Source organism: Paenibacillus cellulositrophicus (assembly GCF_009363095.1).
Classification (GTDB): domain Bacteria; phylum Bacillota; class Bacilli; order Paenibacillales; family Paenibacillaceae; genus Paenibacillus_AQ; species Paenibacillus_AQ favisporus.
In genome coordinates this window covers 265,548-284,167 of the sequence record NZ_CP045295.1, presented here as the reverse complement: position 1 = coordinate 284,167, position 18,620 = coordinate 265,548, and the positions used below count along the sequence as shown (strand labels likewise).

General features: G+C 44.6%; 17 protein-coding genes. 10 read left to right on the top strand and 7 right to left on the bottom strand.

From position 1 onward, the window contains the following. Positions 1-94: 94 nt before the first annotated feature. Together GCU45_RS01120 and GCU45_RS01115 are read left to right on the top strand one after the other, a co-directional pair. Entirely contained in the window at positions 95-1,528 is a 1,434-nt protein-coding gene (locus tag GCU45_RS01120) for a PAS domain S-box protein (RefSeq protein WP_167527055.1), read from the top strand. Between the two features lie 286 nt (positions 1,529-1,814). Further along, entirely contained in the window at positions 1,815-2,096 is a 282-nt protein-coding gene (locus GCU45_RS01115; protein ID WP_152397733.1) for a hypothetical protein, read from the top strand. 224 nt (positions 2,097-2,320) lie between these two features. On the opposite strand, the gene GCU45_RS01110 is transcribed toward GCU45_RS01115, so the two are convergent. Continuing rightward, entirely contained in the window at positions 2,321-3,583 is a 1,263-nt protein-coding gene (locus GCU45_RS01110) for a benzoate/H(+) symporter BenE family transporter (protein ID WP_167527054.1), read from the bottom strand. Between the two features lie 124 nt (positions 3,584-3,707). Here GCU45_RS01110 and GCU45_RS01105 point away from each other — a divergent pair, with 124 nt between their 5' ends. The 3 genes from GCU45_RS01105 to GCU45_RS34520 all read left to right on the top strand — a co-directional run bounded on the left by GCU45_RS01105 (position 3,708) and on the right by GCU45_RS34520 (position 6,086). Further along, on the top strand, positions 3,708-4,577 hold the full coding sequence (locus GCU45_RS01105) for a LysR family transcriptional regulator (RefSeq protein WP_152397731.1): 870 nt from the start codon (positions 3,708-3,710) through the stop codon (positions 4,575-4,577). 317 nt (positions 4,578-4,894) lie between these two features. After that, a complete protein-coding gene (locus GCU45_RS01100) occupies positions 4,895-5,890 on the top strand; it encodes an aldo/keto reductase (protein WP_152397730.1) in 996 nt (331 codons plus the stop codon). Positions 5,891-5,900: 10 nt separating this feature from the next. Continuing rightward, on the top strand, positions 5,901-6,086 hold the full coding sequence (locus GCU45_RS34520) for a zinc-binding dehydrogenase (RefSeq protein WP_425281280.1): 186 nt from the start codon (positions 5,901-5,903) through the stop codon (positions 6,084-6,086). Between the two features lie 45 nt (positions 6,087-6,131). Here GCU45_RS34520 and GCU45_RS01090 read toward each other — a convergent pair whose 3' ends face one another. Further along, positions 6,132-6,524, bottom strand: a complete 393-nt coding sequence (locus tag GCU45_RS01090) for a MerR family transcriptional regulator (RefSeq protein ID WP_152397728.1) — start codon at positions 6,522-6,524, stop codon at positions 6,132-6,134. 117 nt (positions 6,525-6,641) lie between these two features. Between GCU45_RS01090 and GCU45_RS01085 the strand changes: the two genes are divergently transcribed. Together GCU45_RS01085 and GCU45_RS01080 are read left to right on the top strand one after the other, a co-directional pair. Continuing rightward, complete coding sequence (locus tag GCU45_RS01085; protein ID WP_152397727.1) at positions 6,642-7,496, top strand: patatin-like phospholipase family protein; 855 nt, start codon at positions 6,642-6,644, stop codon at positions 7,494-7,496. Positions 7,497-8,125: 629 nt separating this feature from the next. After that, positions 8,126-9,187, top strand: a complete 1,062-nt coding sequence (locus GCU45_RS01080) for a DUF4037 domain-containing protein (RefSeq protein ID WP_152397726.1) — start codon at positions 8,126-8,128, stop codon at positions 9,185-9,187. Positions 9,188-9,377: 190 nt separating this feature from the next. Here GCU45_RS01080 and GCU45_RS01075 read toward each other — a convergent pair whose 3' ends face one another. From GCU45_RS01075 to GCU45_RS01065, 3 genes are all read right to left on the bottom strand, one after another. Next, entirely contained in the window at positions 9,378-10,286 is a 909-nt protein-coding gene (locus GCU45_RS01075; RefSeq protein WP_167527053.1) for an AraC family transcriptional regulator, read from the bottom strand. 125 nt (positions 10,287-10,411) lie between these two features. Further along, complete coding sequence (locus GCU45_RS01070) at positions 10,412-11,194, bottom strand: phytanoyl-CoA dioxygenase family protein (RefSeq protein WP_152397724.1); 783 nt, start codon at positions 11,192-11,194, stop codon at positions 10,412-10,414. Between the two features lie 193 nt (positions 11,195-11,387). After that, a complete protein-coding gene (locus tag GCU45_RS01065) occupies positions 11,388-12,227 on the bottom strand; it encodes an SDR family NAD(P)-dependent oxidoreductase (RefSeq protein ID WP_152397723.1) in 840 nt (279 codons plus the stop codon). Positions 12,228-12,400: 173 nt separating this feature from the next. On the opposite strand from GCU45_RS01065, the gene GCU45_RS01060 reads away from it, so the two are divergent. Together GCU45_RS01060 and GCU45_RS01055 are read left to right on the top strand one after the other, a co-directional pair. After that, a complete protein-coding gene (locus GCU45_RS01060; RefSeq protein WP_152397722.1) occupies positions 12,401-13,312 on the top strand; it encodes an AraC family transcriptional regulator in 912 nt (303 codons plus the stop codon). A gap of 106 nt (positions 13,313-13,418) precedes the next feature. After that, positions 13,419-15,290, top strand: coding sequence for a heparinase II/III domain-containing protein (locus tag GCU45_RS01055; RefSeq protein WP_152397721.1), 1,872 nt, complete (start codon positions 13,419-13,421; stop codon positions 15,288-15,290). A 218-nt stretch (positions 15,291-15,508) separates the two neighbouring features. Here GCU45_RS01055 and GCU45_RS01050 read toward each other — a convergent pair whose 3' ends face one another. Next, positions 15,509-16,489 (bottom strand): NAD-dependent epimerase/dehydratase family protein, encoded by a 981-nt coding sequence (locus GCU45_RS01050; protein WP_152397720.1) that lies wholly within the window; start codon positions 16,487-16,489, stop codon positions 15,509-15,511. Positions 16,490-16,665: 176 nt separating this feature from the next. After that, entirely contained in the window at positions 16,666-17,676 is a 1,011-nt protein-coding gene (gene gap, locus GCU45_RS01045; RefSeq protein WP_152397719.1) for a type I glyceraldehyde-3-phosphate dehydrogenase, read from the bottom strand. Between the two features lie 221 nt (positions 17,677-17,897). Between gap and GCU45_RS01040 the strand changes: the two genes are divergently transcribed. After that, positions 17,898-18,497 (top strand): TetR/AcrR family transcriptional regulator, encoded by a 600-nt coding sequence (locus tag GCU45_RS01040; protein WP_152397718.1) that lies wholly within the window; start codon positions 17,898-17,900, stop codon positions 18,495-18,497. The last annotated feature ends 123 nt before the right edge of the window (positions 18,498-18,620 follow it).

Sequence of the window (18,620 nt, the reverse complement as noted above, 5' to 3'; positions counted from 1 at the left end):
TTTGGATTAAGACAGGAATGACATATGAAGGACTTCCTAAAATGCTTGTCGAATGTGTTCCTATTCGAGCCCTTCTGAAGAGGTGTGGAGACCAATGCTTAGGAAACTATCGGACAAGGATCTAGAAAAGTACTTCCAAGATATTGAGGAAATATTACGAGAGCAGCAAGGCATGACCTTCAAATTTATTCATGAAGAGGGACGGTTTGTTCATACTTATTGCGCTGGACAATTAATGTCCAAAATGGGTTTGGATGAAACAGACGTCGTTGGGAAAGAACTTAAGGACTTTCTCCCCGCTGGGAAAGCGGCAGCCAAGGAATGGCACTATGTTAAAGCCTGGGAAGGAAATGAAGGGGTCACATATGAAGGGGAATCGAAAGGCATCTATTATTTGGCATCGCTGAGGCCAATTCGACGAAATGGTAAGGTCATTGAGGTTATTGCCTCATGTGTGGATATTACTGAACGGAAAAAGGCGGAAAAAGAGCTGGAAAGAACTAAGAAATTGCTGGAATCGATCATTGATGACTCGGCAGATGGGATTTGTATCATAGATACGGGGGGTAACGTAGTACGTGTAAACCATTCATTTGAAATGTTATATGGTTGGTCTGAAGATGAGTTGGTTGGTAGGCAGTTGCCCATTGTCCCGCCGGAGATGGAAGATGAATACAAATCCATTACCCAAGAAATCCAAGGTGATATGCTGGCAAAGACTTTTGAGACCGTTCGGCAGAATAAAGCCGGAGAGTTAGTGCATGTTTCTATAACCCTTTCTCCAATTAAAAATGGCTACGGCGAAATTATTGCATTGACAGGCATTACCCGGGACATCTCAGAGCGAATAAAATCTGAAGAATTTTTCCGGAAAGCAGATAAATTAAATGTTGTTGGACAATTGGCCGCAGGGCTAGCACACGAAATCCGTAATCCTTTAACATCACTAAAGGGCTTTCTTCAGCTTATGAAGGAATCTGATAAGAGAAGAGTTGAGCACTGTGAGATTATGCTATCTGAGGTCGACCGGATGAATAGTATTATCAATGAGCTATTGATATTCTCCAAGCCGCAGCCGAAGGTTTTAAAAAGGAACGATATAGGTACCCTTTTGTATAGTGTAATCAATTTATTAGAAGCCCAAGCTACAATGAATGGGGTTCAAGTTTACATAGAAATACACGGAGTTCTTCCTCCAATTTGTTGTTCGGAAGTGGATATTAAACAAGTGTTCGTCAATGTATTAAAAAATGCAATCGAGGCAACTCCCAATGGTGGCAAAATTCATATCGTCGCCTTTGAGCAATTGAATGAGCTCATTATCCGTATTAAGGATGAAGGTATTGGGATACCTACTGACAACCTTCATCGGTTAGGGGAACCCTTTTATACGACAAAGGAACAGGGGACAGGGCTTGGTTTGATGATGTGCTATAAAATTATTCATGACCATAAAGGGAACTTGAGCATTCGAAGCGCCGTTAATCAAGGAACCACGGTCGATATCAAACTGCCTGTTACGGACTAACTACTCTGGAATATCGATACGGTGGTTTGAGTTTATTAATCGAAATTGAATGGACACAAGGAAACAACAGGGGCGAGATCCATATCTCGTCCCTTCATTGTAAGTTGAATGCATCATGCAGTTCAACGTTAGATTTTCCAACGCATCGGATCTTATACTAAAATGGATTTCTGGAAATTGGGATCCGGATATTCCCATTCATTCGCAGGAATAATAACAAAATCTCAACCCCATAATTACTTCTGTGTAAATAATGATCTTGCCCAAGGGAGGAGGAGGACTCACTGTGCCTAATGAAAACAAAATTGATTTAGCCACTGAAAATGCAAGAAAACCAGCAGAACGTACACTTAACTCGAACGGCAATATGCTGCAGAAGCATGCGTCTAACGCGGTTTCTGAGGCACAAACGGCTTTAAATCAGGCGATAAGCTCGATGAATGAATCTAATGCGGCAACAAATCCGAAAGCTTTGGAGAATGCCCGGCAGAAATTGACCCAAGCAGAGGAATTTATAGATCAAGCACAAACTTCAGCAAATGCATTAAGTCTGCCGGATCAACAATAAAACAGTAGAGTCTGGCTAATGCAATGACACAAACGTTTGGATAAAAAAGTTGTTCTACACAACGAAACCAACGAAACCAACGAAACCAACGAAACCAACGAAACCACTCCCTTGTTAGGAGTGGCTTTGTTTTTATATGCTGATACATCTTTTGTGGTTAAAATGAACTTTGTACTTAGATACATTACGATTATGAGATGTATTCGAAGTCTAAAGAAACGGTGTTAGGAAATTTTATCCTTGCAAAGAGCTTCACTCAAGTTAGTCTCATTGTTTTGGTCACTTGATTCGGATTTATAAAAATCTTGTTTATCCAAGAAAACGGTGGCTAACATACCTCCAACCAGACCCCAGAATGGCGCACCGATATGGAGAATAGAGATCCCAGAGATTGTGATTATAAAGGAAAAGAGAGCGCCTGATTTGAATGGACCAGAGAAACTCATTTTCAAAGAGTCAACCAGTACACTAATCATGGCGATCCCACCTAGTAATTGAATTAATGAGGCAGGAATGACATGTGGAATTTGCGATGCTACTGGAGAAAATAGAGCGAATAGACAGGATAATACTCCTAATACAATAGCTGCGACATACCTATGCTCAAGTTTGCCTGATTCTTTATTAACAAGTAAGCCCGTCATGGGACCAGCAATACAGGCTGGGTGGCCCCCAAAAAAGGCATTTATGATGGTACCGATTCCGCTCCAATTGGTCATGGCATTGATCGGTGGACGATAGCCATGGGTCTCTAGTATAGCAATCCCTTGGGCATTTTGAATGGCAATAACTGTTAAAAGTAACGGGATGACAAGTTCCCCTACAACGGCAAAACTAAATGATGGGATGATAAAATGGGGAATGCCCATTGCTATATGAAGAGGCTGTGCAGAAACATCCGGCAAAAATATAAGACATATCATTGCTGCAATGATCGCTCCTAATATAGGCGGAAACTTTTTTGAAAATCGTACGAAAAAAGAAAGCGCAAGAAAGACAAGCAGCGGGATTCCGTTGAGTAACGGATTTTTTACAACCGAGCCGATCATTCCCGTTCCGAAAGGGAGCAAGACGCCTGACACCATCCCCATCATAACCGGCATAGGCAAAACCTTCATTAATATTGTAACAAGGCCGGATACTCCTAAAAGAAAAATAAGGATCCCGGTTATTATATAGGCACCAACAACTTGGTTGAAAGAATAATGGGTTAAGCTTGAGCCCACAAGAATGGCTCCAGGTATTGAAAAGGCATAGCCTATGGGTTGCCCATAATATAAGGAGACGATGAGCGTTAGGAGTCCCCCCACTCCATAAATGGCGAAAATCCATGAGCTGGTTGTGCTACCAGTCAAATGACCTTCTGCTGCAGCCTGCAAAACAATTAGTAATGGTCCTGCTGAACCAAAAAGCCAGGCCACAAATCCATTTGATATATTCCCAACGGATAAAAGCTTTGGAAATTGTATGGTATTTTTTTTGAACACCAAAGTCCACACTCCTTCAAACTTATGAATGACACTGCATCTTAGTGTATACTCAATTTATCAATACTTAAAATATCTGTTTTATCTTTTTATTATATCTTTTGGGTATGATGGAGGTTTTATCTTGGATATTCGACAATTAAAATACTTTGTCGCTATAGCAGAAGAAGGTAAGATTACGACCGCAGCAAAGAAATTAAATATTGCTCAACCCCCTTTAAGCAAACAACTCAAGCAAATGGAAGATGAGCTAGGCGTTGTTTTATTTGATCGAAATAACAAAAGTCTTCATTTAACCTTGGAAGGGGAAAGATTACTTCTTCGTGCAAAAGAACTTTTAAATAAACTTGATGAAACAATGGTTGAAGTTCAAGAATTGAGGAAAGGCGCCAGTGGGATTTTATCAGTTGGATCCAATCTTTATTGTGCATCTTTAATTCTTTCTAAGGTGGTAGATATTCGTGAGAAAAATCCTGGTCTTACTTTCAAAGTATGGGAAGGTGAAACGATTCATCTCATAAAAATGTTATCTAAACGTCAGATTGAGATTGCGATAACAAATAGTCCAATAACAGAAAAAAGTATCTCTCAAATGAAATTGGAGAGTGACCCATATGTGCTTGTTTTGCCTGAAAAATGGACGTGGAGCGGATTAGAACAATGCAGGCTAGAGGAAATCATCGATTTGCCATTGATTCTTCTGCGACCAAATTATGGTTTAGGTGCATATGGACAAATTGTCAATGAATTTCAACGGTTAGATTTAGAACCAAATATACTCTGCGAATGTCAAGATTTAATTATGTTACTTGGTCTCGTTTCATCGGGGTTTGGTGCAACGATCTTACCGCTCTCGTTATTATCCCTTCATTCATTGGGAGGATTGAGAGTCATTCAGCTCAAGGATCAGACCTTAATATCTGAACCCAAAGTAATTTGGAGGAAGCATAGTTATTTATCAAAAGCAGCAAAAGAATTTTTAGAACTATTTTAGAGACCAAAATTATTAAATCAAAAGTAAAAGTTCGACGATGAAAAATGTAAAAAACCCTTTGAAAAGGCGCTGAATATCCTCTGACCCGTCGCTGCCGTTTTAGCGAGATTTACGACGTATAAAAGAACGCTAATTATTGGGTGGATACTTTAAGACGATAAGAACATACATGCTTAATAGCCGCGTAGCTGCGGCTTTGGTCGCACTCTGGAACACATTCTGATTGGCTCCTCAAAATGATTCATTTTTGGCTCTATGGATTACCAGTATAACTAACTATACTGAACATAAATTCAAGGTCAAAGGGGCTGAGACAGGTGTTGAAAAGAAAATTAGGGAGATCGGGTCTAGATGTTAGCGCTCTGGGAATAGGTTGCTGGGCGATCGGTGGGCCTTGGCATGATGAGTTAACCGGAGAACCTTACGGTTGGGGCGAGGTCGACGACCGGGAATCGATTGATGCCATTCACTGTGCGTTAGATTATGGCATAAATTTCATCGACACGTCTGACAATTATGGGGCAGGACACAGTGAAGAAGTAATCGGACAAGCTCTTCAGGGAAGGCGCGATCGAATAGTTATTGCCACAAAATTCGGTTATGTCACAAACGGGCAGACCAGGGAAGCTTTAGGCCAAAATGCAAGCGTCGAATACATTAAATCTGCATGCGAAGCATCGCTGCGAAGACTGAAGACCGATTATATTGATCTTTATCAATTCCATATAGGGGATTACCCGGATGAATTGGCTCAAGAAGTAAAGGAAACGCTTGAGGATCTTGTTCGCGAAGGCAAAATCCGCTATTTCGGGTGGTCTACCGACATGCCCAGCCGCGCCGAAATATTTGCACAAAGTCAGTATTGTACGGCTATTCAACACGAGTTCAATCTGTTTCACGATAATACGGATATGCTCAAGCTATGCGAAAGGCATCATTTGTCGAGCATCAATCGGGGGCCTCTTGCCATGGGGCTGCTTACCGGGAAATATTCGGAGGTGGTTTCCGTGGTGGATCCTAAAGATATTCGGCGAAGAAACAACTTGGATTGGCTACAATACTTTAAAGATGGCATTCCATCTTCGGCGATGACGAACCAGCTGCGAGCTATACGGGAAATTTTGACTTCAAACGGCAGGACGCTGACCCAAGGTGCCCTTGCGTGGCTATGGGCAAGAAGTGAAATGACGCTTCCCATCCCAGGATTCCGCACTATACGGCAGGTAAGTGAGAATGCTGAGGCAATGAAATTCGGGCCGTTAACCCCGGCAGAAATGGCGCAAATCAGCCAACTGATGACCGAAAAATGCTGACTCGCCTAATATAGCAGATTTTCGAAAATGTATTGCTCCGCATCGTGAAGATTTTATTGCCTTAGCCAATCTGATGGCTAACGGGGTGATAAAAACCGAAGCCCCTAATGTATTTGATCTGGATTTCGTTCGCCAGGCGCATACGAAGTGTGAGCAACGGCACGGCAGAGGCAGAGTGCTCCTCAAAATTAAATGATAAGAAAAGAAACCACATTAATTTTTTACAGAAGTCTATCCTTCATTACGGCAACGGTTTATTTTCTGATGTTCCCTTCTTCTCCAGCAGCGCCAATTTGTTGTCTAGCATCCGGGCGAGAAGAGACTGCGATTGTTCCAATTCTCTTTTCCTATGGTCCATTTCCTTCATCTTCTTCCGCAAAAATTCAATGGCCTGGGAGAGCTCAAGTTTGTTCTCGTCTTCTTCCTTCAAAATAACTTTGATTTCCCTTATTGTAAAACCCGCAGCCTGAACCCTTTTAATCAGTAAAAGGTGTTCGACCGCTTCCTCGGTATATTCACGATAATTATTGTCCCTGCGCTCAACGTGGCGTCTATCCAGCAATCCTTCCTTCTCGTAATAACGAATGGTCGGCGGATTTAACCCGGTCTTCTGCGCCAGCATATGAATTTTCATACTTCCTCCCGCGTAAGGCTTGACCTTCAAGTATACTTTATAGTTTATACTTTAGAGGTCTAATGGAACCTTGTCAAACCTATTAGCACAATAGTCGATCAGAAGGAGGAGCTGTGAATGAACGCTCAGAAAAAGAATTCACCGACCAGAGCTGTAGTTTTGGGGGGCGGTGGCGTGACGGGGATCGCATGGGAGGTTGGCGTCTTAGCGGGACTCCTCGAATCTGGAGTAGACCTCCATCGAGCTGACGTGATCATCGGAACGTCCGCCGGTGCCTTTGTCGGAGCAGCCTTGGCCAGTGGATACGACATGAATAATCTGTTTGCCGCCCAGTCGGAGGCGAACGCGGCCGAGTTACCGGTCGCCGCTTCCGATGAATTGAGGCAAGCGTGGTATAGGGCATTTGCCACGGGAGGAAGCGATCCGCGAAAAGTCGGGGCAGAATTTGGCCTTATCGCCAAAAATACTCCCTCCCCCGTGTCGCCTGAACAGCGGCGCGCCGTAGTCGAGAGTCGCCTTGTGACCAGAAAATGGCCGGCGAATCTTAAGGTGACCGCCATCGATGCCGATACCGGGCAACTTCATACTTTCGATCATCAATCGGGAGTTTCTTTGCTCGATGCCGTGTCAGCCAGCGGAGCCGTTCCGGGAATTTGGCCGCTTGTATCGATCGGTGACCGCTTATGGACCGACGGAGGAATGGTGTCCACGACCAATTCACGGCTGGCTGAAGGCTACGAACGGATCGTGATTCTTTCCCCAATGCCAAATGGTTATGGCTCCATCCCGGGAGCGGCGGAGGATGCGGCAAGCATGCGTACAAGCTCGGACGTTTATCTAATAACGCCCGATGAACGCAGCATTGTAGCAATCGGCCCGAATCCGTACGACCCGGCCCGCCGCAGCGTAACAGCGACCGCAGGGCGGGAGCAGGGGTACTCTATCGCCGAAGCCGTTCTGACTATTTGGTAGAAGCTGTATCTTTCTGCCCTAACCGACAAAAAGGTGCAAAAGATGGCGGCGATTTCGCTCGTTTACCTTATATTTAAGTACAGCCGATAAGGAAAGGTGCTTATCTTGCGAATCCATCGAAGCATTAAGCAATTTCAAGGGCTGATTGATCTGTACGTCTTGTTTAAGGGAAATAAGAGAAACTGCACCTCATTTGGCCAAGCTAGCGCCGTCACTTTGGGCAGTAAAGTGAGGCCGCAAGAAGAACAGAAGATAAGGGGAAAACAAGTGGATACTCGGGAACGATTGGCCGAGGTCATACGAACGTTTATCCTAATGCTACTCAAATTGAATAGGCAGGTATGCTCGGGATCACTTAAGGTTAGTTGTCAGTTATTTGATTCGAACTATGGAAAAAGCCAACTCAGATGAATGAGTTGGCTTTTTCCATAGGCATGGTTTGACTATATAATCGTCAAGACATCAAGATCCAGCCGGTTTAGCTCTTAAAAAGGCTCATTACGCTAACGGGGAGGATAGTTCTACTATAATGTTTTTTTAACTATACATTGCATCCAGATTATGCTGAAATAATGAGTGAATGGGCTTAAATATGATATTTGTGGTTGATGGACTTGGGGGAATGGGAAATGTCTTTTATCAAAGGAATAGAATTATGCCGTCGATTTCATATCGAAATCGTTGAGCCTGTAATGAAGGACAAATACTCGTTCTTGTCTTATTCATCGGCTCTAATTGGTCCCGGTAGCGAAGTGCTCGGATATGATACGGAAATGTCGACTGATCACGATTGGGTTCCCCGGGTATATCTTTTTCTTAACCAACTAGATATCGGGTATTCCGAACTCATACAATCAACTCTGCAAGAACGAGCTCCAGAACGGTTCTATGGCTTTCCCGTAGATATAGGGAGGAGCGTAATTACCACGGTGCCGGGGTTCATTGAAAGTTACCTTGCTGTAAGCAATATTGAAGAGTTAGAGCCTGTAGATTGGCTAACCTTTCCTTCGCAGTCACTTCTCGAAATAACACGGGGGGAAGTTTATAGGGACGATAACGGTCAACTTTCCACATTACGCAAACAATTCGAATATTACCCTCACGATATTTGGTTATACCTGATGGCATCCAGTTGGCAGCGAATCGGTCAAGAAGAACATCTGATGCATCGTTCGGGTTTTATAGGGGACGAACTTGGCTCAGCTATTATTGCTTCTCGCCTTGTCCGCGACATTATAAATCTCTGTTTTCTCATGGAGCGTCAATATGCACCTTATCCAAAATGGTTTGGTACGGCATTTAAACGTTTGAAATGTTCTGATCAATTACTTCCTTACCTTTGGACTGCTCAAACGGCAGTTACATGGAGAGAGCGCGAGTGTGCTTTGAATAATGCTTACAAACATCTATCACATATGCACAACGGACTAAAGATCACTGAAAAGATTCCCGATGAAGTTTCATACTTTTTTGATCGTCCTTTTAAAGTCATGAGGGGTGAAGATGTTGCTTGCCTCATCGCAAATCAAATTGTCGATACAGACATTCGGCAGTTATCCAAAAAACGTTTGATTGGTAACATTGACCAGATCACAGACAACACTGATTTCAGGAACATGAATAAGTGGTCTGAGGGAGAAGGAGTTTACGCAAGAAAAGCTTTGAAAAAACTATTCAAGCCCGGTTTGTAATTTAAATCCAAAAGGCTTCCACGGTGACCGTTAAGAGCCGGGATGAGGCGCTGCAGGCTGTGCTTTCCAGAATCGACCCCTGCGGCACTGTGCAAGAAGTTTTCGAATGGCACGTTGGTCGCTGATTCCATTGAATATTATAAGCAGAATAAAACTTGCCCGATGCCATACGGCCAATCGATGACGCTGCTTAGGATGGTGGAGAGTTAGAAGCATGTGTAGCTGTTGTGGCTGCATTGCGGTATTGGCTGGGTGAGAATCCAACCATATTCTTAAACATTTTATTGAAGAAACTTAAGTCCTCGTAGCCGACATCCTGGGCAACTTCCATAATTTTGCGATCGGACTGCTCCAGCAGCTGCTTCGCCACTCGAATGCGTGTTTCGTTGCGGAATTCAGTGAATGTCTTGCCGATATATTGCTTAAATTTGGTTGAGAATCCGGTCTGACTCATCCGGCACATCTCGCTGACCTGAGCAAGCGTTAACGGCTGTGCGTAATGCTTGCGAATAAACTCGCTGATGTGCAGGATGACCTTCTCGTCAGACGATAATTCCTGCAGGGGGGAATGCTTCCGGTCGTGATGGCAGCGGCTCAAAAAAATAAAAAGTTCAATCAGGCGCGTCTTCGTCAAAATACGATATCCAAGCTTTTTCTCTTTGAAATCGAGAATCAAGCGATGGAGAAGGGATTCCATTTCGATCTGTTCATAAGGCTTCAATCGGAGATGCCCTTGAAAACGTACTGTCTTTCGAAGAAAGGGTTCCAGGTAGAAGAAGTCTACGAAGGAGGCGACATCGGCGAGCGGTTCCAATTCGCGCCGTAACAACTCGGGTTGAAAGAGCACGTTATAGACGACCGGGAGATGCGCATTGCCCGCTCGATAAGCATGCTCTTCATCCGGCTCGATCATGAAAACGTCGCCTTCCGCAATATTGTAGTACTCTCCCTTATAGTAATGCTCTCCTTGTCCTTGGGCGACATAAGCAAGCTCGATGAAGTCATGCGAATGGGAGGGAACGATCTCCCCCGAGCTGAATCGGTAGGGAGCGGCATGAAACAGGAAATCACGGCTTTCTAGGAACTTTCCGCTGTCCATTCGTGTCATGTGATCATCTCCAAAATTTGACATAGGACTAATCATAACTAAATTATAACGCTTAGCAGGCAAACGGGTAAGACAGAAAAGGCGGGCTGGATCGAATGACCCGCCCGCTCTCGTACCTATGGCTGTTTGGCGACCAAAGGAAATAAACCGCCGCCGAACGGTTGCCCTCCTTCAAGACCTACATGGTCTGTTACTAGGTGGCTTTTGCCGCTGTAAATGGTCCCGTCCGGCATGTAAATGATTGCCAATACACGTCTTGGTTCGTCGCTTTGATTCGCGTGAGCGAAGTGGAAGGTGAGACCATGGTGGAACGTGCAGCTGCCTCGTTTCAACGGGACCTTCACCGGCTTCGTCTTCTCCAGCTCTGTTCCTTTGATCTGATCATATAAGTCCTGAGGGTCTGCTAAGTTAATCCCCCGCAGCGTGCCCACCTTATGGGAGCCAGGAACAAACATCATGCATCCATTTCGTTCGTCGACATCATGCATTGGAATCCAGACTGACAAGGCGCCGGGTGCGGTCATCGGCCAATACGGAAAATCCTGATGCCAGGCCGTCGGCTTGGAATCCTGCGGCATTTTCCACAATCCGTGGTCATGGAAGACGCGAATGCCGGTCGCTCCGCTTAGCTTCATTGCCATCTTAGCCAGCTTCGGGTGAAACGTGTAACGGCTCATGCCGCCATGATCGCGCCAAAGGTTTACCTTCTGGTTTAATACCTTGTAGTAGCTTCCGCCTTTGACAGAGGTGGCTACCGAATGATTACTTTCCTGTGTCATGGCTTCCTCTAAAAACTCGGATAATTCATTCATTTCTTCTTCCGTTAGGGCATTCTCGATTTCAACGAAACCATTCTCCTGATAAAAATCAATTTTGCTTTGCGGTAACAGTACATCCATCGCGATAACTCCTTCCAACGTATAGGGTGGTCATCTTTGATAACACATTATCAGAGGAATATGTATTAATTCTTGGTTTTTTCTACAATACAGTAAGGTTATTTTTCAAATAGCTACATGTGCAAGCAGAAAAAAACGCTCATTAAATGAGCGTCAACCAATCAATGACTACAACGGTTATTGATAACGAAGATTAGTTACTATCCGTTCGTTCACTTATCTTCTTATTTGTTTGCATATCATCAAGCAGCTTGTTATATTTTTCGGTTGCCCGCTGGTATGCATCGGATCCTAGAAATAAGCAGGTCGGTGGATTGTCGGATTCTACCAGCTCGATAAAAACGTCAGCAGCCTTTTCTGGATCACCAAGTTGCTTGCCATGATTTGCTGCAAATTGTTTAATACCTTCGTGGAGAGGAAGATAATCCGCAATTTTATAATCCGCGACAACAAGAGATTCGGCTGAGTTAAACTCAGTTCTAAATCCCCCCGGCGCAACAACCGTTACATGAATGCCCATAGATCTAACATCCTGGGCTAACACATCAGACATCCCAATAATAGCCGACTTTGTGGCAGCATAAATACTCCATCCCGTGTGTGGAGCAACTCCAGCGATGGATGCAATATTAATGATGTGGCCATAGCGTTTCGCCCTCATGTAGGGTAAAACACTTTGGATGACGTAAATACTGCCAAACACATTAACTTCGAAGTTTGACATGATCTCTTGTTTGGAAAGCTCCTCTATTGCTCCTCCAATTCCGTATCCGGCGTTATTGACCGCTACATCGATTTGCCCGAAATATTCGTATGCCAATTTCACGGATTGATCAATAGACTCGGAACTTTTCAGATCCACTTGCAGTGGCAAAAAACGACCCTCTGGGACCTGGCCAACAGCTCGTTTCAGCTCCTCTAAGTTTCTTGATGTAGCAGCGACCCGGTAATTGTTACTTAACAACTTTTTTACAAGAGCAAGTCCAAGACCTTTCGAAGCCCCTGTAACATACCATACCTTTTGATCCAGCAATGATATCTCATCCTTTCATTTAAGATGTGTTTATTATGTATCAGCACCTGCTCTGACCTGTATAAGAAAACTTTCAACATTATGCCTATTCTTGTCATACTATTAACAAATACAATGCTTTACTTTATATTTAAAAGCATGAGAGACATCATATTAGAGCAGAGGTGTTCCGTGTGACCGAAATCGCTTTGCAACAACAAGAGTTAGCGGGACTCATCAAAAAGTTTACCGGAAAAGATGGGGACCATAAAACCCTGATTCCTTCACTCCATCTCATCCAAGACTCCAAAGCATTGGTCCCAATATGTAGAATTCAAAAGCCCTCCTTATGCATTGTTGCCCAAGGTGAAAAAATAATCATTCTGGGCAATGAAAGTTACAAATACGGGGTTAGCGATTATTTAGCTGTGTCTTTAGACGTGCCCATATCGGGACAGGTGATCAAACCTTCGCCGGAAGCTCCCTTTTTGTCAATCAGGCTTGATCTTGATGCAGGAGAGATTTTTGAAATCATGAAGGAGACCCATCTGTTTCCAGAAAGCATAGAGCATTATCCGAAAAGTTTATTTGTTGGTAAAATGAACATGAATCTTCTTGATGCAGTGATTCGGCTAGTAAGACTATTGGATACTCCAAAAGATATTTTAGCGCTAGCACCATTAATAATTAAGGAAATCATATACAGGTTACTTACTGAAAAGGAGGGGGATGTTTTCAAGCAAATTGCTACATCTGGGAGTCATTTTGCAACGATTGCAGAGGTCGTAGAACGGATTAAAACAAACTTTGACAAACCTTTACGCATTAATGAATTAGCGCAGATCGCCAATATGAGTACTTCATCTCTGTATCGACATTTCAAGCAAGTCACTGCGATGACACCCGTTCAATATCAGAAACAGTTGCGATTACAAGAAGGGCGGCGACTTTTAATAACTGATAAATACAACGTCGCAGATGTCGCATTTCATGTCGGCTACGAAAGTCCTTCTCAATTCAGTCGCGAATATGCCCGATTATTTGGGTGTCCTCCGACTACCGATATTTTACGGATGCAGTCCACAACTAATTTGTCTACTAGTTAAAAGATCAGTTGATTAATTATATTATAAGTTGTTGTATAACAAGTATCTTTATTGGGCTAATGGAAAAGGCTTTCATCATTGATATATTGGGGAGAGGTTGACGTTCATGTTAGCAGAGCGATTTATTAATGACAATCTTGGAAAGAGTTTGCTTAACCGGAATAATTACCGACCGTTTCCTACAATCGAAGACCGAAATCAATGGAAACAGCTACCATTGAATCTTAGGTCTTTTTGGATCAAAGAAGCCACAAGTAAGCTTCATTATGCATGGCCTACTATAACTGCCACTCAATATATGGATTATAGCAGAACGGGTAATCGGGTCGATTTTGACAATGCTTCGTGGAAAAGAAGAGAGGTGCTGGCTTCTTTAGTCATCGCCGAATGTTTTGAAAATCAGGGACGCTTTATGGATGATATCATAAACGGAATATGGTGTATATGTGAAGAAACATTCTGGGGGATCCCTGGCCACGGTTATATGATGAAGAGGCAGGATCCACTTCCAGACATCTCGGATCAGATCATTGAATTATTCTCTGCCGAGACGGCCGCGCTGCTTGCATGGACTTATTATCTGCTGAAAACCAAATTGGATGGAATAAGCATGATGGTAAGCGAGCGTATACAGCACGAGGTGAAAAGGAGGATTCTTGATCCTTATTTACAGCGGAATGATTTTTGGTGGATGGGTTTCAATCAGGAGAAGATGCTGAACAATTGGAATTCATGGTGTAATTCAAACTGCTTAGCGGCGTTTTTGCTGTTGGAAGACGACCCCAATCGACGGGAAGCAGCGGTGGTCAAGGCGATGAGAAGCTTAGATATGTATCTACATAGACTCCCTTCAGACGGCGGTTGTGAGGAAGGTCCGAAGTATTGGATGTATGCCGGAGGAACGATTTTTGATAGTCTGGAACTGCTTCACGGTGTTTCTGGCGGTAAAATTGATGTATACCAAGAACCTCAAATTAGGCAAATAGGATGTTATATTTACAAAGCTTTTATCGATGACTCGTATTTTGTCAACTTCGCTGACAGCCAGGCACAAGTCCATATCCCCGCGGAACTTACATATCGATATGGACGCCGTATTGGAGATTCGAGGTTGTGTGAGCTTGGAGCAAGGGTCCAGAGAATGAAGCGGGAAGAAGGGACCCGCTTAGAGTTTTCATCCATGTTTCGCCTTTTGCCGGCTTTATTTAATTATACGGAAGTAGAGCAATATTCCGGAAAATCTCCTTATATTCGAGATGCATGGTTTGACAGCATTCAAATCATGGTGGCACGAGAGCAGGAAGGCTCGTCCAAAGGGCTATTCCTAGCTGCCAAGGGCGGGAATAACGGTGAAAGCCATAATCACAATGACATTGGACAATTCATTGTATATTGTAATGGCTCCCCGATGATAATTGATCCCGGATTATTGACCTATACATCTAAATCGTTTTTCTCGGAGCGTTATACCCTATGGGCGATGCAATCAGGATATCACAATCTCCCTATGGTAAATGGCGTTCAGCAACAGGACGGAAGACAATTTAGGGCCGATGAAGTCGAGTATAACCTGAATGATAAAGTTACATCTTTATCCATGAATCTCGCGGGAGCCTACCCCGAATTCGCCGGAATAAGAAGCTGGATACGATCAGTTCATTTCTATCGTGGTTTGTCCCCGAATATTGAAATCAGTGACAATTTTCTTCTAAATCAAGTGACGGATGATATCACACAGATTTTAATAACGCCTCACCCTCCTCAAACCCAAGAAAACGGGAATATTATCCTTCAAGATAAAAATTACAATAGGATAAAAATACAATATGACAGCGAAATGTATGCGTACTCAGTAGAAAAAATTTTACTCGAGGACGAAATCATGAGAGAGATATGGGGAGATACCTTGTATCGGATGAAGCTTACAGCCATTATACCCGCCGCTCAGGGTGAGTGTGTAATCAGGATAAGCAGATAGTGGCGTTATGCTAAAATGATGAGCGGGGAACGGAGACTTTAGTTAAACAATAGAGGAGCATATCGCCGTCGGCGACTGCTCCATTTTTTATTGCGCTAAAAGGCTTTTTGATGATCCTGTAGTGCTCATCTTCGTCAGACGCTGCCTACCAAATTGGCCAAAAGAGCCATTCCAGTGAACAACTTACCATCAATTGCCGTCGTTTGCCCTCCAAAACCCTATCGTCGAGCAGATGGTTCCTCATAGCTTTGCAAGCCAGCATCGCGCAAAGTTCTTCCGACATAGCCCAACTCTCGACGTGCAGCGGTATCGTTGACGGTGAACTCACGCCCAATCATGCGTATCATCGAGCGTGAGATCGGCGGATCGCCGTCTTTCCGCGTGACGGCCCAGATCATGTCGAACAGCCGACCAATGGCAGAGGCGAGCCAGTAGGGTATCGAACGCAGCTTATCAATGGACAGGCCCTGCAAGTTCGCAAGCGAGGCGACGAACTCACGGAAAGTCTGCCCTTCCTGGTCTTTGATGAAGAAGGCATGGCCGCCTTCTCCGCGTTCAAGAGCGCATTGTATGGCTTCAATCACATTGTCCACATGGCAGGTTGAAAAAGGGTAATCGCCGCGGTCGATGAACGCGAACTGCCCGGATCCGACTGCTTCGGGAAGCGCTCGGCTAAACGGATCACCAGGCCCCCAGATAGCCGGTGGGCGAAGCGCGATCGTGCGAAAGCCGGGTTTGTTGGCTGCCAGAACCAATGAATCGGCCCGTGCCTTGCTCGCCAGGTAGGCGGAGAAGTGGTCCGGGAAAGTCGGCGCGCTTTCATCGGTGTCGCGGATGATCGTACCGCCGTTATCCATGTGGATCCCCGCCGCGCTGATGTAGACGAATGTCTTCGCACAGGCAGACTCGGCTGCCTTCAGCAAGGCTGCGGTGCCATCGATGTTGGTACGGAAGAAGGGTGCGCGAGGCCCTGAAAAGCGGAAAAGGGCGGCAGCATGCACAACCGCATCGATCATCGGTAACACGATTGGCGTACTGCTTTCGAGATCGGCATCGACCGGCGTCGCACCCATGGCCTTGAGTTTGGCGTGAGATGATACAGAGCGTGTGAGGGCGAATATCTGGTGACCATCCTCCACGAGCTTCGGGATCAGGCGGCCGCCGAGCAAGCCGGTGCCTCCCGTGACGAGAATTTTCATTGTGATCTTCCTTTCGGTTCGGAATTCAGGATAGACAGCATGGCGCCGCCGCGGATTGATGGTACAGCGTCAACCGACGTGCCTCCCGTCAAAACCAGACTAATGCCGAACAATCGATCATCGTATTGTGGAGCGCATCCTTAATAGAGTTTTCCTTCTCTCCATCTTTTGATTATTTATCTAGCGATCTTAGCGAAGTGCTCCAGCGTACGAACCAATTGGGCTGTATAAGACATTTCGTTATCGTACCAAGCTACGGTTTTCACCAATTGCTGGTCACCGACTGTCAGAACTTTCGTCTGAGTGGCGTCGAAGAGCGAACCGAATGTGATGCCTTTGATATCGGAAGATACAATTTCGTCTTCCGTGTAGCCGAAAGTTTCTGGATCGGAAGCTTCTTTCATAGCAGCGTTAACTTGCTCAACCGTTACCTTGGTATTCAAAACGGCAACGAGTTCAGTCACGGAACCTGTTGGTACAGGTACACGTTGAGATGCCCCATCCAGTTTGCCCTTCAGTTCCGGAAGAACCAGGCCAATGGCTTTTGCGGCACCGGTGGAGTAGGGAACGATGTTCTCCGCTGAGGCGCGAGCAGCTCGGAAATTGCCTTTTGGATCCGGAGCGTCAAGCGTGTTTTGGTTACCCGTGTAAGCGTGAACGGTCGTCATCAGCCCGGATTGGATACCAAACTTGTCGTGCAGAGCTTTAGCCATAGGGGCCAGGCAGTTGGTTGTGCAGGAAGCGCCAGAAATGACGGTTTCCGTTCCGTCCAGTATGTCATGGTTCACGTTGTATACGATCGTTTTCATGTCGCCTGTAGCAGGGGCGGAAATGACGACTTTCTTCGCTCCGCCTTTCAGGTGAAGCTCGGCCTTTTCTTTCGTGGTGAAGAAGCCTGTACATTCGAGAACAATATCAACGCCAAGCTCTCCCCAAGGAAGCTCTTCAGGATTCCGCTTAGCCAAAACCTTAACCTCTTTGCCGTTTACTTTGAAGGTTCCGTCATGGACTTCAATGTCACCGTGAAAAGTGCCTTGCGTTGTATCATATTTGAGCAGGTGAGCTAACATTTTAGCGTTCGTAAGGTCGTTAATCGCTACAACCTCGACGCCTTCCACATCTTGAATTCGGCGAAAAGCGATTCGTCCGATTCGTCCAAAACCGTTAATACCAACTTTTACAGTCACTGAAAAATCCCCCTATAAGTTTTATTTTTTCCAACAAGCCAATGCCTGCAATGAATTAAAAATGACCCAGCGCTATTTCATTCTAGAATGGCTTGCTGTATAATGCGGAAAGAGACCGATCGGTATTTTTTATATTAGCATGATATTAGTGAATTGCAAGGACGAATTGGGTAATTCGTTTAAAACAAATGAAATAAAATACGGTTCATACGGAGGAGCTCATGAAAAAAGGGGACAGAACAAGGGAACACATCATTATGAAATCGGCTGAAATTTTTAACCAGAGAGGATATGCCGGTACATCGCTAAACGATATTATTGCCGACACAGGAATTAAGAAGGGGGGCATCTATCGACATTTTGCCAGTAAAGACGAGATAGCGCTTGAAGCCTACAATTATGCTGCCAGTATGGTCGCCTGTAAATTTTCTGAAGCGGTCGATCAAGAGCAGTCTGCGTCAGGAAAGTTGGTTGCTTTTTTTCGTGTCTATGAGAATGTCGTCAACGATCCCCCATTTATTGGCGGATGTCCCATGCAGAATACAGCTGTAGAAAGTGACGATACTCATTTGGAGCTTTGTGGTCAAGCAAGGCAAGGGATGCATACCTTCTTGGATATGATGAAAAGTATTATCCGTGACGGAATTCAAGCTGGGGAGTTTAGGGAGGATCTGGATGTGGATGCGCTTGCATCATTTGCATTTTCCTTGTTGGAAGGGGGGATTTTACTCAGCAAGTTGGATGGGGATAACAAGCACATGCTAATGAATACAAAAATCTTCTCATCCTATTTGCAACAATGCTGCTTAAAGACCAGTTAATCTGGTGTACTGGCACACCGGAATGGAACTGGGCAGCTGTCTTATGCAATAGCCCAAACGGGTGGTTTTTGTATTTTTCACGGAGTTGTAAGAAAGAATTGATCTTTACTTGAACGTTTAGAG